At 73.1% G+C, this 19,834-nt stretch carries 25 protein-coding genes; 9 read left to right on the top strand and 16 right to left on the bottom strand.

Annotation, left to right across the window (positions count from 1 at the left end; genetic code table 11):
• Nucleotides 1–11: 11 nt before the first annotated feature.
• On the bottom strand, nt 12–914 hold the full coding sequence (locus tag OG767_RS01435) for a sulfurtransferase (RefSeq protein WP_107158164.1): 903 nt from the start codon (nt 912–914) through the stop codon (nt 12–14).
• Between the two features lie 94 nt (nt 915–1,008).
• Nucleotides 1,009–3,948: a hypothetical protein gene (locus tag OG767_RS01430; protein ID WP_405091820.1), complete on the bottom strand. Its 2,940-nt coding sequence runs from the start codon at nt 3,946–3,948 to the stop codon at nt 1,009–1,011.
• A 242-nt stretch (nt 3,949–4,190) separates the two neighbouring features.
• On the opposite strand from OG767_RS01430, the gene OG767_RS01425 reads away from it, so the two are divergent.
• Together OG767_RS01425 and OG767_RS01420 are read left to right on the top strand one after the other, a co-directional pair.
• Nucleotides 4,191–4,721 (top strand): RNA polymerase sigma factor, encoded by a 531-nt coding sequence (locus OG767_RS01425; RefSeq protein ID WP_107158163.1) that lies wholly within the window; start codon nt 4,191–4,193, stop codon nt 4,719–4,721.
• Nucleotides 4,714–5,919 (top strand): WD40/YVTN/BNR-like repeat-containing protein, encoded by a 1,206-nt coding sequence (locus OG767_RS01420; protein WP_405091819.1) that lies wholly within the window; start codon nt 4,714–4,716, stop codon nt 5,917–5,919. The genes OG767_RS01425 and OG767_RS01420 overlap by 8 nt, the downstream gene beginning before the upstream one ends.
• Nucleotides 5,920–5,942: 23 nt before the next feature.
• On the opposite strand, the gene OG767_RS01415 is transcribed toward OG767_RS01420, so the two are convergent.
• The 8 genes from OG767_RS01415 to OG767_RS01380 all read right to left on the bottom strand — a co-directional run bounded on the left by OG767_RS01415 (nt 5,943) and on the right by OG767_RS01380 (nt 11,616).
• Nucleotides 5,943–6,389, bottom strand: coding sequence for a hypothetical protein (locus tag OG767_RS01415; protein WP_405091818.1), 447 nt, complete (start codon nt 6,387–6,389; stop codon nt 5,943–5,945).
• Between the two features lie 3 nt (nt 6,390–6,392).
• A complete protein-coding gene (locus tag OG767_RS01410; RefSeq protein ID WP_405091817.1) occupies nt 6,393–7,163 on the bottom strand; it encodes an SGNH/GDSL hydrolase family protein in 771 nt (256 codons plus the stop codon).
• Nucleotides 7,164–7,308: 145 nt separating this feature from the next.
• Complete coding sequence (locus OG767_RS01405; protein ID WP_405091816.1) at nt 7,309–8,325, bottom strand: hypothetical protein; 1,017 nt, start codon at nt 8,323–8,325, stop codon at nt 7,309–7,311.
• A gap of 105 nt (nt 8,326–8,430) precedes the next feature.
• Complete coding sequence (locus tag OG767_RS01400) at nt 8,431–9,561, bottom strand: TolB family protein (protein ID WP_405091815.1); 1,131 nt, start codon at nt 9,559–9,561, stop codon at nt 8,431–8,433.
• Entirely contained in the window at nt 9,558–10,088 is a 531-nt protein-coding gene (locus OG767_RS01395) for a SigE family RNA polymerase sigma factor (RefSeq protein ID WP_107158158.1), read from the bottom strand. The genes OG767_RS01400 and OG767_RS01395 overlap by 4 nt, the downstream gene beginning before the upstream one ends.
• Nucleotides 10,089–10,190: 102 nt before the next feature.
• On the bottom strand, nt 10,191–10,706 hold the full coding sequence (locus tag OG767_RS01390) for a putative immunity protein (protein ID WP_405091814.1): 516 nt from the start codon (nt 10,704–10,706) through the stop codon (nt 10,191–10,193).
• Entirely contained in the window at nt 10,703–11,269 is a 567-nt protein-coding gene (locus OG767_RS01385; protein WP_405091813.1) for a putative immunity protein, read from the bottom strand. Before OG767_RS01385 ends, OG767_RS01390 begins: the two co-directional genes overlap by 4 nt.
• Complete coding sequence (locus OG767_RS01380; protein WP_405091812.1) at nt 11,266–11,616, bottom strand: hypothetical protein; 351 nt, start codon at nt 11,614–11,616, stop codon at nt 11,266–11,268. Before OG767_RS01380 ends, OG767_RS01385 begins: the two co-directional genes overlap by 4 nt.
• A 95-nt stretch (nt 11,617–11,711) precedes the next feature.
• On the opposite strand from OG767_RS01380, the gene OG767_RS01375 reads away from it, so the two are divergent.
• The 3 genes from OG767_RS01375 to OG767_RS01365 all read left to right on the top strand — a co-directional run bounded on the left by OG767_RS01375 (nt 11,712) and on the right by OG767_RS01365 (nt 12,968).
• Nucleotides 11,712–12,515 (top strand): helix-turn-helix transcriptional regulator, encoded by an 804-nt coding sequence (locus tag OG767_RS01375; RefSeq protein WP_405091811.1) that lies wholly within the window; start codon nt 11,712–11,714, stop codon nt 12,513–12,515.
• A complete protein-coding gene (locus tag OG767_RS01370; protein ID WP_405091810.1) occupies nt 12,506–12,712 on the top strand; it encodes a DUF397 domain-containing protein in 207 nt (68 codons plus the stop codon). Before OG767_RS01375 ends, OG767_RS01370 begins: the two co-directional genes overlap by 10 nt.
• Before the next feature lie 61 nt (nt 12,713–12,773).
• Entirely contained in the window at nt 12,774–12,968 is a 195-nt protein-coding gene (locus OG767_RS01365; RefSeq protein ID WP_405091809.1) for a DUF397 domain-containing protein, read from the top strand.
• Between the two features lie 78 nt (nt 12,969–13,046).
• Here OG767_RS01365 and OG767_RS01360 read toward each other — a convergent pair whose 3' ends face one another.
• Both OG767_RS01360 and OG767_RS01355 read right to left on the bottom strand, forming a co-directional pair.
• A complete protein-coding gene (locus OG767_RS01360) occupies nt 13,047–13,253 on the bottom strand; it encodes a hypothetical protein (RefSeq protein ID WP_405091808.1) in 207 nt (68 codons plus the stop codon).
• Nucleotides 13,250–13,624, bottom strand: coding sequence for a VOC family protein (locus tag OG767_RS01355; protein WP_281933871.1), 375 nt, complete (start codon nt 13,622–13,624; stop codon nt 13,250–13,252). The genes OG767_RS01360 and OG767_RS01355 overlap by 4 nt, the downstream gene beginning before the upstream one ends.
• A 107-nt stretch (nt 13,625–13,731) precedes the next feature.
• Here OG767_RS01355 and OG767_RS01350 point away from each other — a divergent pair, with 107 nt between their 5' ends.
• The 4 genes from OG767_RS01350 to OG767_RS01335 all read left to right on the top strand — a co-directional run bounded on the left by OG767_RS01350 (nt 13,732) and on the right by OG767_RS01335 (nt 17,133).
• A complete protein-coding gene (locus tag OG767_RS01350) occupies nt 13,732–15,501 on the top strand; it encodes a proline--tRNA ligase (protein WP_405091807.1) in 1,770 nt (589 codons plus the stop codon).
• 55 nt (nt 15,502–15,556) lie between these two features.
• Nucleotides 15,557–15,976, top strand: a complete 420-nt coding sequence (locus tag OG767_RS01345) for a CBS domain-containing protein (RefSeq protein ID WP_405091806.1) — start codon at nt 15,557–15,559, stop codon at nt 15,974–15,976.
• A gap of 78 nt (nt 15,977–16,054) precedes the next feature.
• Nucleotides 16,055–16,480: a SufE family protein gene (locus OG767_RS01340; protein ID WP_405091805.1), complete on the top strand. Its 426-nt coding sequence runs from the start codon at nt 16,055–16,057 to the stop codon at nt 16,478–16,480.
• Nucleotides 16,481–16,500: 20 nt separating this feature from the next.
• The gene (locus tag OG767_RS01335) at nt 16,501–17,133 is read left to right on the top strand and encodes a DsbA family protein (RefSeq protein ID WP_405091804.1); all 633 of its coding nucleotides are present in this window, start codon (nt 16,501–16,503) and stop codon (nt 17,131–17,133) included.
• A gap of 36 nt (nt 17,134–17,169) precedes the next feature.
• Here the strand turns inward: OG767_RS01335 and OG767_RS01330 are convergent, their stop codons facing one another.
• The 4 genes from OG767_RS01330 to OG767_RS01315 form a co-directional block, all read right to left on the bottom strand.
• Nucleotides 17,170–17,718 carry a YbaK/EbsC family protein gene (locus tag OG767_RS01330; protein WP_396772569.1) on the bottom strand — a complete coding sequence of 183 codons (549 nt, stop codon included), beginning with the start codon at nt 17,716–17,718 and terminating at the stop codon, nt 17,170–17,172.
• Nucleotides 17,719–17,815: 97 nt separating this feature from the next.
• Nucleotides 17,816–17,965, bottom strand: a complete 150-nt coding sequence (locus OG767_RS01325) for a hypothetical protein (RefSeq protein WP_396772583.1) — start codon at nt 17,963–17,965, stop codon at nt 17,816–17,818.
• A 70-nt stretch (nt 17,966–18,035) separates the two neighbouring features.
• Complete coding sequence (locus OG767_RS01320; RefSeq protein ID WP_405091803.1) at nt 18,036–19,409, bottom strand: MFS transporter; 1,374 nt, start codon at nt 19,407–19,409, stop codon at nt 18,036–18,038.
• 54 nt (nt 19,410–19,463) lie between these two features.
• A complete protein-coding gene (locus tag OG767_RS01315) occupies nt 19,464–19,724 on the bottom strand; it encodes a hypothetical protein (protein WP_405091802.1) in 261 nt (86 codons plus the stop codon).
• Between the last annotated feature and the right edge of the window lie 110 nt (nt 19,725–19,834).

Raw genomic sequence — 19,834 nt, 5'->3', positions numbered from 1 at the left:
GCCGGGAACACTCAGCGGGTCAGGCCGCCGGGCTGGTCGCCCTTGACGACGGGCGCCCGGACCAGGTTGCCCCACTCGGTCCACGAGCCGTCGTAGTTGCGCACCTGCGGGAACCCGAGCAGGTGGTGCAACACGAACCAGGTGTGGCTGGACCGCTCGCCGATCCGGCAGTACGCCACCACGTCGTCGGCCGGGCTCAGCCCGAGCTGGTCGGCGTAGATGGCGCGCAGCTCGTCGGCCGACTTGAACGTGCCGTCGTCGTTCGCGGCGGACTTCCACGGCTTGCTCACCGCGCCCGGGATGTGCCCGCCGCGCAGCGCGCCCTCCTGCGGATAGTCCGGCATGTGCAGCATCTCGCCGGTGTACTCACCCGGCGACCGCACGTCGACGAGCGGCCGGCCGGCCGCCACGTGCGCCATGACCTGCTCCCGGTACGCCCGGATCGGCGCGTCGTCGCGCTCCGGCACCGGGTAGGAGGCGCGGGGCCGGCTGACCTTGTCCCGGGTCAGCTCCCGCCCCTCGGCGATCCACTTCTGCCGGCCGCCGTCGAGCAGCCGCACGTCGGCGTGGCCGAACAGGGAGAAGACCCAGAGGGCGTACGCGGCCCACCAGTTGAAGTTGTCGCCGTAGAAGACGACCGTGTCGTCGCGGCCGATGCCCTTGGCCGCGCACAGCTCGGCGAAGCTGGCGGCGTCCAGGTAGTCGCGGGTGACCTGGTCGTTCAGCTCGGTGTGCCAGTCGACCTTGACGGCGCCGGGGAGGTGACCGGTGTCGTAGAGGAGCACGTCCTCGTCCGACTCGACCACCACGAGGCCCTCGTCGCCCAGGTGCTCGGCCAACCACTCCGTGGTGACCAGGCGCTGCGGGTCGGCGTACGACTGGAGGCGGGGATGCGGATCACTCGGCACAGGCATGAGCCCCAAGGTACGCCGGATCGGACGCGCCGGATGTGACACCGGCCCCACCACCTCGACGGAGGTGGTGGGGCCGGGACGTCCGCCGGGCTCGTCAGCCCTGGACCACGAACCAGTGGTACGCGTAGTCCGACCGGTTGCCGGCCTGGTCCACCGCGTACACCGAGATCGGGTACCAGCGCGCCTCGGTCGGCGTCAGCGTCACCGAGGCGGATCCGTCCGCGCCCGCCGGAACGGTGACCTCCGGGCCGTTGTCGAACTGGTAGACGTACTTCTCGACGTCGGGCATGCGCGGCGTGAACGTGAAGACACCGGGCACGCCCACGCCGCCGCCCGACTCACCGGCCGGGTAGGTCGTGGAGCTGACCGTCGGCGCGGTGCTCACCATGAAGGAGTAGCTCGCCTCCGGGGACAGCTCGCCGGTCGCCGAGCGGGCCCGGACGGTGAGCGTGTTGCGGAAGCCCCGGTCCGGGGTGACGGTCAGCTCGGCGGCGGTGCCGTCGGTGACCGCCACGGTCTGCTCCGGCCCGCCGTTGAGCCGGTACACGAACGCGACCGTGTCCGGCAGCTCCGAGTCGAACCGGAACGCGCCCGCCACGCCGACGCCGCCCTGCGGGTCGTACTCGTTGTAGAGGTACGAGATGATCGTCGGCTTCGGCTCGCGGACGCTGAAGGTGTACTCCCGCGGCTGGGTGGTGGTGCCGTCCGCGGTCTCCCCGACCACGGTGAGCTGCCGCCAGCCGGCCTGCTCCGGCGTCCAGGTGATCGAGGCGGTGCCGTCGGCCGCCGCGTCGACCGTCTTCGTCTCCTCGCCCCAGAACGTGTAGTGGTACTTCACCATCCCGGCCCGCTGCGGGGTGACGGTGAAGACGCCGGCCACGCCGGGCAGCCCGCTGTTCGTCTCCTTCGGATACTGCACGGACGCGACCAGCGGCGCGTCGTTCACCAGGAACGGGTATGCCCGCTCGGCCGACACGGTGCCGTCGGCGCCGACCCCGCGCACCGTCAGCTCGTGCGGGCCGCCCTGCTCGGGCGTCCAGGTGACGGCGGCGTTGCCGTTGGTGTCGGCGTCGACGCTCTGCTCGGCGCCACCGTCGAACCGGTAGCGGTAGGCCACCGTGTCGGGCGCCTCGGAGCCGAACCGGAACTGGCCGGCCTGCCCCGGGCCACCGGCCCACAGGTCGGACCGGTACGGGTCGCCGGAGATGGTGGGCAGCAGGTCCCGCACCGTGAACGACCAGGTCGCCACGTCCGACTCGGTGCCGTCGCGGCTGACGCTCCAGACCGCGAGGTTGGTCCAACCCGCCTGCGTCGGCGTCCAGGTCACCGAGGCGACTCCGGCGTCGTCGGCCTGGACCGTGGCCTCCTCGTCGTTGAAGCGGTAGCGGTAGCTGACCGTGTCCGGCAGGCGCGGGGTGAACGTGAAGACGCCCGGCACGCCCTGACCGCCGCCGAAGCCGTACTCCTCGTACACCGTCGCCGAGATCTTCGGCTCGGTGGGCAGCGAGAACTGCCGGGTGGCGGTGACCTCCACACCGGCGGCCGTGACGCCGGTGACGGCGACCGTGCGGTAACCGCCCCGGGTCGCGGTGACGGTGAACGTGGCGGTGCCGTCGGCGGCGGCGTCGACGGTCCGCTCCGGGTCGCCGTCCAGGCCGTAGCGGTAGCGCACCACCCCGTCCATCCGCGGCCGCACCTGGAACGTGGTGGGCACCCCGATCTCGCTCAGCGTCCCGTCGACGATCGGCGACACGTCCCGGGCGAAGAACGTGTAGTCGGTGCTCGCCGAGCGATTGCCGACGACGTCGAAGCTCGTGACCCGCACCGTGTTGATGCCGGGCCGGGGGGTGAGCGTGACCGTCGCCGATCCACCCGCCCGGTCGGCGGTGACCGTCTTCTCGCCGCCGTAGTTCAGCGAGTAGCTGAACGACACGACGTCCGACGCGCCGTTCGCCGAGAAGGTGAAGGCGCCCGGCACGCCGGGGTGGTACTCGCGGTCGTCCGGGAAGTCGGTCGAGGTGACCGCCGGCGGCGACGCCGGGCCCTGGAAGTCGGTCCGGAAGTAGCAGACCGGGCTCCACTCGCCGGTTGCCCGGCTGTCGGCGGCCCGCATCTGCCAGGCGTACGTCCGGTCGTGCTCGAACGGGCGCGGGTACATCTGGTCGAACCGGCCGAGGGCGCGCTCGCCGTCGCGGGCGTAGTCCGTCCGCTCGATCCGCGCGTCCGGCTGGTCGACCGGCCAGGCCGCGAAGGACACGGTGAGCTGGTCGGTGCCGCCGGTGTCGTTACGGTCCCGGTCGTGCACCACGCCGGACAGCGTCGGGTTGCGCACCACCTGGTACGGCGCGGCGGTGGTGCACGCCGTGCCGCTCGTCGTCTCCAGGCCGGTCGGCACGCCGGGGCGGAAGTTGTAGTCGATGGAGATGCCGGCCCGGCTGGCGTACTTCCGCGCGAGCGTGGGGTCCTGCTCCAGGGCGGCCGGCAGGCGCAGCGACAGGGTCAGCGTCGACCGGCCCTCGGCGAGCGCCTGGCGCAGCGCTGCGACCGCGTCGAACTCCACCCGGGGCGCCGGGCAGACGGTCTGGTCGCTGAGCTGGCGGCTGTCGACCAGACCCCGGTCGGCCGGGGCGTTCCGCCAGCTCGACTTCGCGGTGTAGGCGGCGGTACGCCACAGCTCGATCCTCGGACGCTTCGTGCAGTCCGCGCCGGCGGTCTCCTTGACGTCGAGGATCGCGGAGGTGATGTCGGCGCCCTGGTAACGGGAGATGTCGAACGTGAGGTAGGCCCGCGACGTGTGCGGTTTGCCCTGGGCGTCCATCCAGGTGCCGACCGGCAGGTCGCCGGCCCGCTTCAGGTTGTTCTTGTCCGGCGTCTTGGAGTCGGTCCAGCCCCAGGACGTGTTGGTCTCGTAGCGGACGTCGTACGCGGCGGCCGGCGCCGCGGTGGCGGTCACCGTTCCGGCCGCGACCACCGTGGACAGCGCGACGGCGAGCAGCTTGCGCCGGCCGGTCCGCAGTGGATTTCTGTCAGGCATGAGGGTCATCCCTCATCCACCTTTCCCCGATCTCACCCCGTACTCGATCGACGGGGGCAGCGGATGCTATCCAGCCGGGCGGACATCGGGCGATCCCGATTCGCCGGATGCGGCCACCCCGGACGGAACGGTCAGGCCGACCGGACCGTACGGATGATCACGCCGTCGGGAGGATCGGGATGCAGCGGATCCGGCTGGTCGTACGTGACAGTTGCGAACGCCCCCGACCGCGGAGGACCGCGATGACCCCACGGCAACAGACCGGGCCGCCCCGGGCCGGGACCGCACCGGCGGACTTCACCGAGTTCTACCGGGCCCACTTCCACCGCATCGCGGTGCAGCTCTACGCGTACCTGGGTGACCACGGCGAGGCGCAGGACCTGACCCAGGAGGCGTTCTGCCGGGCGCTGGAGCGCTGGCCCCGCATCGCCGGGTACGACGATCCGTCCGCGTTCGTCCGTCGGGTGGCCTGGAACCTGGCCACCAGTCGGCTGCGCCGGATGCGTACCGCCGTGCGGCACCTGGCCCGGCAGCGGGAGGAGCACGTGCCCGGCCCGGAGCCGGACCGGGTGGCGTTGCTCGACGCGCTGGCCGTCCTGCCCGCCGACCAGCGCCGCGCGATCGTGTTGCACCACCTGGCGCACCTGAGCGTCGCCGAGATCGCCCAGCAGGTCGGTGCGCCGGAAGGCACCGTCCGGTCCCGGCTGTCCCGGGGCCGGGCCGCGCTCGCCCGTCACCTCACCGAGACCGGATCGGAGCTGCGCCGTGCCTGACCTGGAGGAACTGTTCGTCGAGTTCGAGACCGCGGCGGCACCGACCTTCCTGCCGCCCGGCGTGGCCGACGCGCAGCGTCGCATCCGGGAGCGCCGGCGGCGGCGCGGCCTGCTGGCCGGCCTGCTCGCCGTGGCGCTGGCCGGGCCGGCCTCGGCGCTCGCGGTCGCCCATCGCGGTGACCGGCCGGGACCGCTGCCCACGCCGTCGGTCACGCCGAGCGAGGCGACCGGCCGGCTCACCGTCCGCACGGTCACCCTTCCCGGGGTACGCGGTGCGCTGGCCGACCTGCGCTTCGTCTCCTCCCGGGCCGGTTGGGCGCTCTTCGACACCTGTCCGGCCGACGAGTCGGTGAGTGGCTGCCGGCGTACCGTCGCGCGGACCACCGACGGCGGCGTGACCTGGCGGCCCACCGACCTGCCGGCGGTGCCCGACGGCCTGGTGCAGATCCTGCCCCTGGACGCGGACACGCTGGCCGTGACGACGCGCGGCGGATACCTGGTCACGACCGACGGCGGGCGCACGTTCACCAGCCACCCGTACGACGCGCCGCCGGCCGCCGTCCGGCGCGTCTTCGCCACCCCGAGCGGGCTCTACCTCGGCTGTCCCCCGGACGGCGTCCAACCGGACTGCGAGCGACGACGCGTGCTCCGGGTGAGCGGTGGCCAGCACTTCCGGCAGCCACCGGTCACGATGCGGTCGGACACGGAGGACACCCTGGTCGAGGGCGCGGACGGCCGGCTCTGGCTGACCGTCTGGTCCGACGGGAGACTGACCGTCGTCACCAGCTCCGACCAGGGTTCCACCTGGCGGAAGCTGCCGACGGTCGCGGGCGCCCGGCAGCTCGCGCTCGCCCCGGACGGGCGGGACGTCTGGCTGATCCGGACCGACCGGCCGAACGGCACGTGGCGACCGGCCGGCGAAGGTTGGCAGCCCGGGGCGGACCTGCCGGACGACACCGCGACGGTAGCCGCGCCCGGCGACGGTCTCCTGGTGGTCGCCAACGCGTACGGCGGGTTGGGGTTCGTGACCGGCGGTCGCTACGCCGAGGTGCCCGAGCTGCGCGAGGCGTTGCGGACGCCGGCACCGGACACGGCGCTGGGCGTCCTGCCGGACGGCACGATCACGGTCCGGCACGGGCCGTCGTGGTTCCTCGGCGTCGGTCGGGGGACGGACCGGACGTGGGTGCGGTTCTCCTGACCCGCCCAGGTGGCCGACGGTGGTCAGGCGCGGCGGTGCACCAGCCGCCCGGCGACCACGGTGGCCCGGCAGGAGCCGTCGGCGTCGAACACGGCGAGGTCGGCCCGGCCACCGGCCACCAGCGTCGGGGGCCGGGCGGCGGGCAGCACCGCCATCCCGTTGCGGGTCGCGGCGGCGCGTAGCGCCGGATCGGTGACGTGCGCGTCGAGCACCGCGGCGACGCCGCGCCGGAACAGCGCGTGCACCCGTTCACGCGGCGTCGGCGCGGGCGGCAGCGGGCCGTCGTGCACCCGCGCCGGCCCGAGCGTGCCGGCCCACCGCCGCACCCGCACCTCGGGGTACGCGCCGGTCAGCTCGCCCAGCGGCGCGACCGCCTCGACGCGGTCGCCGCCCACCAGGACCGCCAGCCCGGCGCGGGGCTCGTCGTCGAGGGTGAGCCGCAGCAGGGCCGCGACGTGGACGGTGCGCACCGCTCAGCCGGCGTCGACCGGGCCGAGCACGGGCCGCTTGGCGGTGACGAAGTCGCCGGAGGAGCGGCCGGTCAGCCGACGCTTGATCCACGGCGCCAGGTGCCGGCCGGCCCAGCGCAGGTCGGCGCGGCGGGCGGCGAGCCACGGGCTGGGCGCCGGGTGCGGTGGCACCATCAGCCACTCCTCCTCGCAGCCCACGCCGAGCGCGCTGAGCACCTGCGCGGCGACCCGCCGGTGCCCGGCCGCCGACAGGTGCAGCCGGTCGGTGCTCCACAGCATCGGGTTGAGGTACGCCTCGTCGGCGTAGAGGTCGACCAGGATCGCGCCGTGCCGCTCGGCGACCTCACCGACGGCCCGGTTGAGCAGCGTCACCCGGGGCGCCACCAGCCGTTGACCGGGCAGCCGGGCCATCACGTCGGCGAACCGGAACAGCACCACGTCGCTGCCGCCGGACCGCAGCCGCCCGACCACCGCGTCGAAGCGCGGGACGAAGACGTCCGGGTCGAAGCTGCGGCGCAGCACGTCGTTGCCGCCGGCCGCGAAACTGATCAGGTCGGGCTTCATGGCCAGCGCGGCCGGCACCTGCTCGGCCACGACGTTCGGGAACAGCCGGCCCCGGATGGCCAGGTTGGCGTAGCGGAAGTCGGGGCCGGCCTCGGCGGCGAGCCGGGTGGCGACCAGGTCGGCCCACCCCCGGTAGCTGCCGTCCGGATATGCGTCGTCCATGCCCTCGGTGAAGCTGTCGCCCACCGCCACGAAGCTGCGCCAGCGCACGGCGCCTCCCTCCGACGTCCCCCGCAGAAGCGTCGCCCAGTCTGTCACCGCCCGGTGCGCTCCCGCTCGCCCCCCGGGCCCGGACGTGGTGGACGTCTCGGCGCCGGGCGGTTCATCGGATGGACCGCCCGGCGCCGAGATCTACTCACGGCACGTAAGCCAGCAGTGTCGCCCGGCCCAGCCCGGCCGGCTCGGTCACCGTGCCGACCGGCCGGAACCGCTGGTCCAGGACGGTGATCCCGGCGGCCCTCCGGACCAGTACGGTGCCGTCGGTGGTGAAGAGGATGCTGCGGACCGCACCGTCGCCGGGCAACTCGACCACCTTGCTGGTGGTGGTGTCGACCACCGCGAAGCTCCCGTCGTTGCGGGACGTGTCGGTGTTGATCCAGCCGACCGCCACGAACCGGCCGTCCGGGGAGACGCTGCGGACCCGCCAGCCATCGTGCCGCGCAGCTTCGGCCTTCGGCGGCGTGTAGCGATAGAAGGTGGCCCTCCGGCCGTCTGTCGCGTACGGCCGACCCTCGGAGACGGCAGCCCAGTTCCGCCCGTCCGGGGTCCACCACTTCAGGGTCTCGTTCCCGGCGTCCCCGACGACCGGCCGACGGGTGGACAGGTCGAGGAGCGCGGCGTGCCCCTCCTGCTGCACCAGCAGCCGGTCGTTGGTGTTCCACACGAGCGGTTCGTCGCCGACGCAGGCGGTCCTGCCGGAGTACGGCGTCCGCTTCCCGATCGTGGCCCGGCCGGTGCCGTCGACCAGTGCGGTCACGAGCGTGCCGGTCTCCGCCCCGGCCGTGGCCTCCACCCAGGCCAACCGCTCGCCGTACGGGGAGATGGTGATCGTGTTCCGGACGCAGTCGCCGGTGCCGTACGGCACGCTCGTGGTCACCCGGTCGGTGTCGCCCCGGACCGCGTGGATCTCCGCCGCCCGGTCGCCGAACGCCAGGTAGTAGCGAGTGCCGGCCAGGGTGGCCGACGAGGCCGCCGGGGTGGCGGGAACGGCGGTCGGAGTTCCGTCGGCGGCGGCGGAGGCGAACGACCGCGCGGTGGTGGGCGCGGACGGCGTGGTTCCGGTCTCGCCGCAGGCGCTCGTCCCTGCCGTGACGAACACGGCGGCGAGGGCGGCAACGGTACGCAGTCCGCGAGCGGTGTGGATGACGTTCACAATCGGGTCCCCGGCTTCGGTGAGGCGTGGGTCTGACGCAGTGCCAGACGTCGGTTTCGGTGCGGATGGTTGCCGCGCATGCTCCTCACAGGTGTCGGCAAACCGTCACGGCACGTACGCCAGCAGGGCCCGGTTCCGGGCCGGGGCCGGCTCGGCCACCGTCCCGAGTGGCTCGAACGCGCTGTCGAGGACCGTGATGCCGGTTCCCCGCCGCAGCAGCACGGTGCCGTCGGCGCTGAACAGGACGCTGCGCACCTCGCCCGTGCCGGGCAGGTCGACGACTTTGCTGGTGGTGGTGTCGACCACCGCGAAGCTGCCGTCCCGACGGGACGGGTCGGTGCCGATCCAGCCCACCGCCACGTACCGGCCGTCCATGGAGACGCTGCGCGCCTCCCAGCCGCCCCACTTGTCGGCCTCCTGCTTCGGCGGCGTGTAGGTGTACTGCCGCGTCCGGGTGCCGTTCGTGACGTACGGCTTGCCGTCCGCCACCGCGGCCAGCCAGGTGCCGTCGGAGGACCAGCAGCGATCCGTCTCCTGGCCGGGGTCGCCGATGATCTGCCGCTGGGCCTGCGCGTCGTAGAGCACGGACTGCCCGTTCTTCCGCTGCACCATCAGCAGGTCGTCGCTCTGCCAACGCAACGGCCGACTGCCGAGGCAGCTGATCCCCTCGGCCAGCGTCCTCGCCCCGTCGTCCCCGACGGTGGCGATCAGCAGGACGCCGCTCATGTTGTTGTCGGTGCTGTCCTGCACCCACACCACCCGCTTGCCGTCCGGCGAGACGCTGACGGTGTTGGCCTCGCAACCGCCACCGGAGTGGACGACCTCGTGGACCACCCGGTCCTGGGTGCCACGGACCGCGTGGATCCGGGACCGGGCGGACGTCTGCTCCAGGTAGTAGCGCGTGCCGGCCAATGCCGACGACGGCTGGCCGGGGCCCACGCTCGGCCCCTTCGACGGCGAGCGGGACGGCTCGACGGACGGCGTCGAGGTGGGCTGCACCGGCGGCGGAGTGCTGGTCACCGACGGGAGGGCCGGCGCGGGCGCCGAACCGTCCGGCCGGATCGCGAGCGCGGTCCCGGTCGCGGCGGCCAGCGCCAGCAGTACGGCGGCGGAGGTGGCGACGGCCCGCCGGATGCCGAGCCGGCGGGAGGTACGCAGGGCCCGGTCCCGCAGGTCGACCGGGGTGACCTCGTCGGCCAGGTCGGCCAGGTCGAAGCGCAGGCGATCCTGGTTCATCGGACGGTTCCTTCCGTGGCGTACAGGTCGGCGAGTTCCGGGGCGACGGTGCGCAGCTTGGCGAGCGCCTTCGAGGTCTGGCTCTTGACCGTGCCGACGGTGACGCCGAGCAGGTCGGCGGCCTCGGTCTCGGTGCGGTCCTCGAAGAACCGCAGCACCAGCACGGCCCGCTGTTTCGCGGACAGCCGGGCCAGCGCGGCCCGGAGCGTGAGCCGGAGCGTGGTCTGCTGGGCGTGGTCGGGGGCCGAGTCGCCTCCGCGTGGCTCGGGCAGGTCGCCCGTCATCGACTCGGCCACCCGGCGGCGTCGCCACCAGGAGACCTGGAGGTGGTACATGATCTTCCGGGTGTACGCCTCCGCGTTGCCGCTGTCGTGCAGCCGGCTCCAGGAGCGGTGGGTACGGGCGAGGGCGGACTGGACGAGATCCTCGGCCAGGTGCTGGTCACCGGTGAGCAGGTAGGCCGAGCGCAGCAGCGCCGGTGTGCGGGTGCGCACGAACGAGTCGAACTCACTCAGGAGAGGGTCCACACGAGCCGATCCTTCGGGTCAGTGGTGCGTCGGTCTGATGCCTCCCCAGACGTCGCCCCGCCGCTCGATGGTTGCCGCCGTCGGGTGGTCGGTCCCGGCGGCTCAGTCCTCGAACACCGACCAGCAGATGGCGTTGCGCAGCCGCTGGTCGTCGAGGACCAGCTCACGGATCGCCGGCGGGAGCTGGTCGCGCTGCCAGCGGCACTCGCGTCGGCCCGCCGCGTCGGCCTCCTCCGGCGGCGCGGCGGCCCGCACCGCCTTGATGGCGTACGCGGCGGCGCCGAGTTCGTGCGCGGCGACGTGGGCGACGGCCCCGGCCTGGCCGGCCGCGTACGCCGCGTGCCGCGCGGCTCCCCGCAGGTCCCGGGCCGCCCCCATGGCGTGACCGCCGGCCGCGCGGGACACCATCATCGTGATGTCGCCGCGTACCCAGGCCCGGATGTGTTCGATCGCCTGGCGCGGTCGCGGATCGTCGGGTCGGACCGTCTCGAACAGACCGAGGACGTGTTCCGCGCACGAGGCGGCCCAGAGCGCGAGCAGCCGGTGGTCGTCGTCGGTGAGCGTCCCGCCCCGGCGGATCGTCACGAAGCGGGGGTCCCGGACCTTCGACAGGATCACGACGGGCGCTCCGTTCCGTCCGTGCGCAGGGCATCGTCCAGTTTGCTCATCAGCCGGGCGGCCCGGCTGCTGCCGCCGGTCGCCGGCGGGTAGCGGCGGAGCACGTCGACGAGCACCGGGGTGGCCCACCGCCGCGAACGGTCCAGCAGCGCGTCACCGACCGCCGGGTCACCGCCGGCGGTCAGCTCCCCGATCCGCGCCGCGCTCGCCGCGGCCCGCAGGATGTGGCCGACCTGGCTGGCCTGCGCGAGCGGATGCAGGTACGCGGCGGCGGCGGCATCGCCGGCGGACCGCGCGGCCAGGCGCGCGGCCTCGGTGGGCGCGGACCGGGCGGCCCGGTGGGCGTCCACGGCCGTCACGCGTTGCCGTCGCGTCCGGTCGGCGCCGTCGACGAACGCGCGGGCCGCGTCGATCGCCGCCCGGGGCCGGGGATCATCGGGTACGGCGTGCTCGAAGACCGGCAGGACGTCCTCGGCGTGCCGGACCACGTAATGCGCCACGACACGCAGCTCGTCCATGGTCAGGTCGAAGTCCCCGGACACGACATTCCTGCGGGTGGTCACGTCGGTGGATCGTATCCCTCGACGGCGCGCCCGGCAGCGCCTCGACGGTAGGGCCCCCAGCCGACGAACCTGTCGAACAGGTCGCGTGGGGTCGGGCCGTCGTGCGGGGCGAGCCGGAACAGGTCGTGGGTGGCCTCGTGGTAGAGCCCGGAGAGGTAGACGGCCAGATCGACCGGGTGGTCGGCGTACTCGGCGGTGAGCAGCAGGCGGGCCTGGGCGCAGGGCCACGGTGCGCCGCAGGCGCGGCAGAGCCACAGTGGTCGGATCGGCAGGTGCGCCGGGTGGCCCGGCGGGCAGGGACGCGGTCGGTCCGGGTACGGCCCGAGCCGGGGTACGGGCAGGTTCATGCGTGACAGTGTGCTGATCAGACCACTACGCTCGGAAGTCGCCACGGCCGGGGCGGGGCGGATCCGGGAACCGCACGGCCGATCGAGGACGACGGGTGGAGAACGAGCCGACCGCCGAACTGATCCGCGCACAACTCCGCCGGCTGCGGCTGAAGGCCGAGCTGAGTCAGGAGGAGTTCGGGAAACTCGTGCACTTCTCCAACTCGCAGGTGTCGGCCGTGGAGTTGGGCCAGCGTCCGCTGGACCGGTTCTTCCTGAGACGGGCCGACGAGGTGCTGGGCACCGGCGGGCTGTTGACGTCGCTGCTGAAGCTCGCCGAGCGGGACGGCCAGCCGAGCTGGTTCCGCCCCTGGCTGGACGCCGAACGCCAGGCCCAACAGCTGCGCTGCTACCCACCGAGCCTGATTCCGGGCCTGTTGCAGACCGAGAACTACGCCCGCGCCATGATCGGTACGGACGACATGCTCGGCACCGAGGACGCCGATCGCCGGCTGGCGGTCCGGCTCGACCGGCAATCCGTGCTCACCAGGGCCGACCCACCCAAGTTCGTGGCGGTGATCGAGGAAGCCGTGCTGCGGCGCGCGGACGAGTCCTTTCGTGCGGTGATGAGCCAGCAGCTCACGCATCTGATAGCGGCGAGCGAGCTGCGTCATGTCGCTGTCCATGTCGTTCCGACCGACGTCAGCCTCCACATCGGACTGACCGGCCCGTTCACGCTCGCCCGGGGCGGCGACGGTGGGTGGATCGGCTACCTGGAGAACCAGCTCGGCGGAACGGTGATCGACCGCGATGAGGACGTGGCTATCCTGCTGTCCAGATGGGAGAGCGTCCGGAGCGACGCGCTGTCCCGCCGCCAGTCGATCGAGCTGATGAAGGAAGTGGTCGAGTCATGGAGCTGACCGGCGCGATCTGGCGGAAGTCGAGCCGTAGTGGTCAGAGTGAGTGCGTCGAGGTGGCCGGCAACCTGGTCGGGGTGGTCGGGGTGCGGGACAGCAAGGACCCGACCGGTCCCGTGCTCACCTTCACCGCCGACGCCTGGCGAGCCTTCGTCCGGGTCGGTGTCGACCGTGACCCGTTTACGCCATCAAGTTCATAGGGCCGCTCAACGATTAAGATCTCGCCCATGTTTCGATCGAGCTGATGAAGGTGGTCGAGTCATGGAGCTGACCGGCGCGATCTGGCGGAAGTCCACCCGCAGCGGCACGCAGGGCGACTGCGTCGAGGTGGCGGGCAACCTGGTCGGGGTGGTCGGGGTGCGGGACAGCAAGGACCCGACCGGTCCCGTGCTCACCTTCACCGCCGACGCCTGGCGAGCCTTCGTCCGGGTCAGCGAGGGCCGCGGGTCGCGCTGATCAGCACCGAGTGCTTGCGTACCCGGAAGGCGCCCTCCGCCTCGATGCGGGCCCGCTCATCCGGGTAACGCTCCACCGTCACGTCGGTGAAGCGGGCGGCGAGAGGTCGGTGAGCGTCAGCCGGAGGCCGGTTGCGGGCCGCTCCACCCGACGCCACAGCTCACCGGTGCCGGCGCCCACCTCCAGCACGTCCCCGGCCAGCGGCAGCCGCTCGCCGAGCCAGGTGAACCAGTCCTGCGGGTTGGTGCCGCAGGCGTGCAGCGCCATCCGGGCGGTGGCGGTCACAGGTAGAGGCAGAACGGGTGGCCGGCCGGGTCGAGGTGCACCCGTACGTCGTCCTGCGGCTGGTGGTCGGCCAGCGTGGCCCCGAGCGACACCGCGTACGCCGAGGCGGCCTCCAGGTCGTCGACCTTGATGTCGAGGTGGAGCATCATCGGCGGGTCCCCCGGGCCGGCCGGCCACACCGGACGCACGTACGCCGGCTCGTCCTGGAACGCCAGCGTGGCCCCGCCGCCCGGCGCGGCCAGCACCACCCACTCCGGCTCGTCCTCGCTTCGCGGCCAGTCGAGCAGCCGCTCGTAGAAGCCGGCGAGTTCCTGGGCGGAGGGCGCGTCGAGCACGGTGGACGTCAACGAGAAACGCGGTCGCTCACTCATGGCGGTCTTCCTACCCGACGCCTACGACGGTCACCCGACTCCGGGTGTCGGTGCGGCAGCATCGAAACGGATCGCCCGGTTCCGGCTGGTCGCCGTACGCTGCGGCAATGCTGCTGCGCATGTCGACCCTGCTGCTCCGGACCCTGCGCGAGGACCCGGCCGACGCGGAGGTGCCGAGCCACCGGCTGCTGCTCCGCGCCGGCTACGTCCGCCGGGCCGCACCGGGCGGCTACACCTGGCTGCCGCTGGGCAAGCTGGTGCTGGACCGGATCACCGCGATCGTCCGGGACGAGATGGTCGCGATCGGCGACCAGGAGGTGCACTTCCCGGCGCTGCTGCCGGCCGAGCCGTACCGGACCAGCGGGCGGTGGACGGAGTACGGGGACGACATCTTCACGCTCGCCGACCGCCGGGGCGCCGAGCACCTGCTCGCGCCGACCCACGAGGAGATGGCCGCGCTGCTGGTGAAGGATCTGTTCACCTCGTACCGGGACTTCCCGGTGACGCTGTTCCAGATCCAGACGAAGTTCCGGGACGAGGCCCGCCCCCGGGCCGGCGTGCTGCGCGGGCGCGAGTTCCTGATGAAGGACGCCTACTCCTTCGATCTGGATCCGGCCGGGCTGGCGGCTACCTACGCCCGGCACCGCGAGGCGTACCAGCGGATCTTCACCCGGCTCGGGCTGGACTTCACGGTGGTGCGCGCGACGTCCGGCGCGATGGGCGGCTCGGCGTCCGAGGAGTTCCTGGCCGCCACGCCGGCCGGGGAGGACACCTACGTCGGCTGCACGGCCTGCGACTACGCGGCCAACACCGAGGCGGTGGTGACCCGTGCCCCGGCCGCCGGTGACCCGGACGCGCATCCCGCCACGGCGGTGCACGACACTCCGGAGACGCCGACCATCGCGGCTGTGGTGGAGGTGGCGAACACCCGCGCGCTCGCCGGCCGAACCGATTGGACCGCGGCGGACACGCTGAAGAACGTGGTGCTGGCCGTTCGCCGGCCCGGTGCCGAGCGGGCCGACCTGCTGGTCGTCGGCCTGCCCGGAGACCGCGAGGTGGACCTGAGACGGGTCGGGGCGGTGCTGGCGCCGGCCACCGTGACCGTGTTCGACGACTGGGCCGCGCATCCGGAGCTGGTCCGGGGCTACCTGGGGCCGCAGATCCTGGCCAAGCACGGCATCCGTTACCTGGTCGACCCCCGGGTGGTCGCCGGCACCACATGGCTGACCGGGGCCAACGAGCCGGGGCAGCACGCCACCGACGCGGTGTGCGGGCGCGACTTCGTGCCCGACGGCACCATCGAGGCGGCCGAGGTGCGGCCCGGCGACCCCTGCCCGTTCTGTGCCGACGGTGAGCTGACCATGCGGCGCGGCATCGAGGTGGGGCACGTCTTCCAACTCGGCCGCCGGTACACCGACGTGTTCGCGGTGGACGTGCTCGGCCGCGAGGGCAGGCCGGTCCGGCCCGTCATGGGCTGCTACGGCATCGGCGTGTCCCGGGCGGTCGCCGCTGTGGCCGAGCAGCACCACGACGACCGGGGGCTGGTCTGGCCGGCCGCTGTCGCGCCGTGCGACGTACACCTGGTGGTGGCCGGGAAGGGGCCGCAGCTCGACGCGGCGCTCGACCTCGGCGGGCGGCTGGCCGACGCCGGCCTGCGGGTGCTCGTCGACGACCGGGCCATCGTCTCCGCCGGGGTGAAGTTCACCGACGCCGAGCTGATCGGCATCCCGCGCGCCGTCGTGCTCGGCCGCCGGGTGGCCGACGGGTACGCCGAACTGCGCGACCGGGCCACCGGTGAGCGCACCGAGCTGCCGGTCGAGGCGGTCGTCGAGCGCCTGCGCGACGAGCTTGCCGCGACGCGCCGCAACCGGGTGTAGCGATCGTGCCACCGGGTACCGCAATTGGATCGACCGAGGCGTTTCGGAGGCTCTCATGTACCGCGTCAGTGACGTGATGACCAAGCAGGTCGTCTATCTTCCCGCAGAGACCCCGTTGGACGAGGCGGCCCGGGTGATGAAGGAGTCGGACATCGGCGACGTGGTGGTGACCGACGGCGCCACGCTCGCCGGCATGCTGACCGACCGCGACATCGTGGTACGCGCCGTGGCCGAGCGCGCCGACCCGGGCACCACCACGATCGGGTCGATCATCACCCGCGAGGTCGTCATGATCGAGCAGCACTGCACCGCGAACGAGGCGGCCGCGCTGATGCGCGAGCGCAACATCCGGCGCGTGCTGGTGTGTGACAGCGACCGAAAACTGGTCGGCATCGTCTCCCTGGGCGACCTGGCGATGCAGCTGGACCCCCAGTCGGCCCTCAGCGACATCAGCGAAGCCGCCCCGAACGCGTGAAAGGCGGGGCCCCTTCTTAACGCCTCTGGTAGAGAAGGGGCCCCTTCTCACCACCAGAAGGGCGGATAGCCTCGACCCATGCCCGAGATGCCGACCAAGCTGGCCGAGATCGTCGACGAGTTCGCCGCCGCCCCGCGCGACGTCGTGTTGGAGATGCTGCTGGAGTTCGCCGACGTGATCCCGCCCCTGCCGGAGGGAGTCGACCGGGAGGAGCTGGAGCAGGTCCCCGAGTGCCAGACCGCGTTCTTCCTGCGCGCCGAGGTGAACCCGGACCGCACGGTGAACACGGTCTTCGACTGCCCGCCGGAGGCGCCGACCACCCGGGCGTTCGCCGGCATCCTCGCCGACGGGCTGGCCGGGGCAAGCGCCGAGCAGGTGCTGGCCGTACCGGACGACCTCTACCAACGGATGGGCCTGGCCCAGGCGATCAGCCCGCTCCGGGTGCGCGGCGGCACGGCCATCCTGGCCCGACTGAAGCGGCAGGTCCGGGAACAGATCGCCTGACCGGCGGGTTGTCGCTGGTCATGGAGATCGAGATCTACGCCGACGTCGTCTGCCCCTGGTGCTGGATCGGCAAGCGCCGACTCGAACAGGCACTCGACTCGTACGACGGCGAGGTGACCGTCCGGTTCCGGCCGTTCCAGCTCGACCCGACGCCGGTCACCGAGCCGAAGCCGCTGCTGGACGCGCTGGGCGACAAGTTCGGCGGCCGGGACAAGGCCGAGGGCATGGCCGCCCACGTCTCCGGCGTCGCCGCCGGCGCGGGGCTCGACCTGCGGTTCGACCGCGCGGTGGCGGCGAACACGTTCGACGCGCACCGACTGGTGCGGTTCGCCACCGAGCACGGTCGGGCCGCCGAGACGGTCGAGCGGCTCTACCGGGCGCACTTCTTCGACGGCCTGGACGTCGGCTCGATCGACGTGCTCGTCACACTCGCCAGCGAGGTCGGGCTGGACGAGACCGAGGCGCGCCGCTACCTGACGTCGAACCTCGGTCGCCGCGAGGTGGCCGCCGACCTGAGCGCCGCGCACCAGCTCGGCGTCTCCAGCGTGCCGACGTTCGTGCTGGCCGGGAAGTACGCGGTCACCGGCGCCCAGGAGCCGGAGACGCTGCTCGCCGCGTTGCGCGAGGTCGAGCAGCGCGAGGCGGCCGGGTGATGTTTCACGTGGAACAAGATCGATGCCAGTGAGCGGCTAGGCCGGTCGGGCCAGCCCGTCCACCACCTGCGCTCCGGGCAGCGCGCCGAGCGCCGGCCCGGGCAGGGCGATCTTGCTGTGGCGTACGCCCGATCCGATGATCACGTGCGGCGTGGCGATCACCCGCGCGTCGACCAGGATCGGCCATTCCTCGGGCAGCCCGATCGGGGTGATCCCGCCGTACTCCATCCCGGTCAGCTCCACCGCCTCGGCCATCGGCGCGAAGCTCGCCTTGCGGACGTCGAGCAGCTTGCGGACCACGCCGTTCACGTCGGCGCGGGTGGTGGCGAGCACGATGCAGGCGGCGTACCGGGTCTCACCGCCACGCTTGCCGGCGACCACCACACAGTTGGCCGACTCCGCCAACTCCACCTCGTACGCCGCGCAGAAGGCCGCGGTGTCGGCCAACTCGGCGTCGATCGGGGCGACCAGCACCTCGGCCACGTCGACAGGCGCCTCGTCCGGCCACCGCTCCACCGCCGCGGCGACCGGCGGAGCCAGCAGGTCCAGCCGGAGGCGGGCCGGCTCGGTCTTCAGCGTCCCCATCACGGGTGCGATCCTCGCACCTGTGCGGAGAATCCGCTCGCCAGCGCGTTAAGAGGGGCCCCCTGCTATGCAGAATCCGTTAACAGGGGGCCCCTCCTTACACCTCGGTGAGGTGGCGGCGTTGCAGCGGCTCCGGGCGGTTCGCCTCGGCGTCCTGGATGCCGTGCCGGACACCGACCCGGATCACGCCGTAGAGGAAGACGAAGCCGAAGACGTAGAGCACCACGGTGGCGACGAAGACCAGCATGGGATCACGGTAGGTCGACGGCGGACGCGACCGGCTCTCGTCTTCGCCCCGTTCCCCCGTACGGGTCCGGTCAGCCCGCCGCCGACGGGGTCACCCGGCCGGCGAGCACCAGACCGAACAGGCCGCAGCCGGCCGCGACGGCGAGCGTGGCCGCGTAGCTGGCCGGCCCGGGCGACGAACCGGCGGCCAGCACCGCCCCGGTCAGCGCCAGCACGGTGGCCGCCGCCAGCGAGTCGCCCAGTTGCAGCGCCGAGGAGTTCCGGCCCTGTTCGGCCGGGGCGGACAGCTCCAGCGTGAGCACCGACAGCGAGGGATAGAGCAGCCCCATGCCGAGGCCGGCGACCGCCCAGGCGGACACCGCGAACGCCACCGGCACTCCCGGCAGCAGCGCCGACGCGACACCCGCCGTGCCGACCGCGATGCAGGCCAGCCCGGCCCGGGGCAGGCTGGCGGCGGACCGGGGCGCGGCGATCCGCCCCTGGAACCAGGAGCCCACCGACCAGGAGAGCGCCCCGACGGTGAGCACCAGACCGGCACCCGTGGGCGTGAACCCGCGTTCCCGGGAGAGCATCAGCGGGATCACCACCTCCGCGCCGACGAACGCCGCCGACGCCAGCCCGCGCAGGCCGATCACCGTCGGCAGCCCGCGCGCCGCCCGCAGGAACCCGGGCGGCAGCAACCGGGGTACGCAGGCGAGCATCCCGGCCAGCGCCACGCCGATCAGGCCGACGGCGTACGCGCCGCGCTGCTGCCCCCCGTAGTGCAGCAGCGCGGCGCTCGCCCCGGCGCCGCAGGCCCAACCCACACGGGCCAGCGCGCCGACCGGCGGCCGGGTCGACGCGGCGCCGGCCAGCGTCCGCAGGCCCGGCTGGATCAGCAGCACCGCCGGCACCGCGACCGCCGGCACCGCGAGGAACACCCAGCGCCAGCCCAGGTACTCGACGATCAGGCCGGCCAGCGCCGGACCGACGAGCGACGGCACCACCCAGGCCGCCGCGAAGGCGGCGAACATCCGCCGCCGCAGCCGCTCCGGGTACGCGTGCCCGACGATCACGTAGAGCGCCACGGAGAGCAGACCGGAGCCGAAGCCCTGCACCACCCGCCCGACGACAAGCGTCCCCATGCTGGTGGCGGCGCCCGCCACCGCCAGCCCGGTGACGAACCAGGCGACCCCGTGCCACATCGCCGGCCGGGGGCCGCGCGCGTCGCACCAGATGCCGGACGCCACCATCGCCACCACGCCGGACGCGAACGGGCCGCCGAAGGCCAGCGCGTACAGGCCGAGCCCGTTCAGGCTGCGCGCGACCGTCGGCATGGCGGTGCCCACCGCGAGCGCCTCGAACGCGAGCAGCGACACCAGGGCGACGCTGCCCACGGTCATCGCCCGCAGGCGTGGTGCCCAGAGGCCCCGGTCCTCCGCTGCGGCGGGAGCGGCGATCGTCATGGGCCCAGCCTGGGACCTCAACCAGGGTTGAGGTCAACTGTGGGCCCGGTCTCGTCAGGCGGTCTCCAGCGCCTCGCCCACGCCCTTCACCAGGCCGGAGAAGTGCTGGTCGGCCAGGATGTGCCCGGCGGTGATGACCAGGGCCAACGGCCACTCGATGACCTGCAACGCGGTGAGCACCCCGATGCCGGCGTAGTAGGCCAGCTTGTCCGGCGGGGGCACCGCCACCTCACCCAGGAACGGAACGTCCACCCGCCGGCTGTACGCCCGGACCATCTCCCGCGAACCGCTCAGATGTCGTGTCAGCGTGCTCATCCCAGCCTCCCCGGTTGCGACGACGGCATCGACCCGACCGGCATTCCACCGCCCCCGTCGTCCATGCCCCGGGCAGGGGGGAAACTTCCCCCTCCCGAAGGGCATAACGG

This window comes from Micromonospora sp. NBC_01392 (assembly GCF_045040125.1).
GTDB lineage: Bacteria > Actinomycetota > Actinomycetes > Mycobacteriales > Micromonosporaceae > Micromonospora.
Note: the sequence above shows the minus strand (reverse complement) of the source record. Positions and strands in the feature narration are given on the sequence as shown.

Coding starts and splice junctions, on each gene's coding strand:
- OG767_RS01330 (WP_396772569.1), bottom strand. CDS start 17,718: ATGGGGACGCTGAAGACCGAGCCGGCCCGCCTCCGGCTGGACCTGCTG.
- OG767_RS01355 (WP_281933871.1), bottom strand. CDS start 13,624: ATGAGTGAGCGACCGCGTTTCTCGTTGACGTCCACCGTGCTCGACGCG.
- OG767_RS01380 (WP_405091812.1), bottom strand. CDS start 11,616: ATGAACCTGCCCGTACCCCGGCTCGGGCCGTACCCGGACCGACCGCGT.
- OG767_RS01425 (WP_107158163.1), top strand. CDS start 4,191: ATGACCCCACGGCAACAGACCGGGCCGCCCCGGGCCGGGACCGCACCG.
- OG767_RS01370 (WP_405091810.1), top strand. CDS start 12,506: ATGGAGCTGACCGGCGCGATCTGGCGGAAGTCGAGCCGTAGTGGTCAG.
- OG767_RS01365 (WP_405091809.1), top strand. CDS start 12,774: ATGGAGCTGACCGGCGCGATCTGGCGGAAGTCCACCCGCAGCGGCACG.
- OG767_RS01315 (WP_405091802.1), bottom strand. CDS start 19,724: ATGAGCACGCTGACACGACATCTGAGCGGTTCGCGGGAGATGGTCCGG.
- OG767_RS01320 (WP_405091803.1), bottom strand. CDS start 19,409: ATGACGATCGCCGCTCCCGCCGCAGCGGAGGACCGGGGCCTCTGGGCA.
- OG767_RS01430 (WP_405091820.1), bottom strand. CDS start 3,948: ATGCCTGACAGAAATCCACTGCGGACCGGCCGGCGCAAGCTGCTCGCC.
- OG767_RS01345 (WP_405091806.1), top strand. CDS start 15,557: ATGTACCGCGTCAGTGACGTGATGACCAAGCAGGTCGTCTATCTTCCC.
- OG767_RS01325 (WP_396772583.1), bottom strand. CDS start 17,965: ATGCTGGTCTTCGTCGCCACCGTGGTGCTCTACGTCTTCGGCTTCGTC.
- OG767_RS01335 (WP_405091804.1), top strand. CDS start 16,501: ATGGAGATCGAGATCTACGCCGACGTCGTCTGCCCCTGGTGCTGGATC.
- OG767_RS01400 (WP_405091815.1), bottom strand. CDS start 9,561: ATGAACCAGGATCGCCTGCGCTTCGACCTGGCCGACCTGGCCGACGAG.
- OG767_RS01340 (WP_405091805.1), top strand. CDS start 16,055: ATGCCCGAGATGCCGACCAAGCTGGCCGAGATCGTCGACGAGTTCGCC.
- OG767_RS01435 (WP_107158164.1), bottom strand. CDS start 914: ATGCCTGTGCCGAGTGATCCGCATCCCCGCCTCCAGTCGTACGCCGAC.
- OG767_RS01350 (WP_405091807.1), top strand. CDS start 13,732: ATGCTGCTGCGCATGTCGACCCTGCTGCTCCGGACCCTGCGCGAGGAC.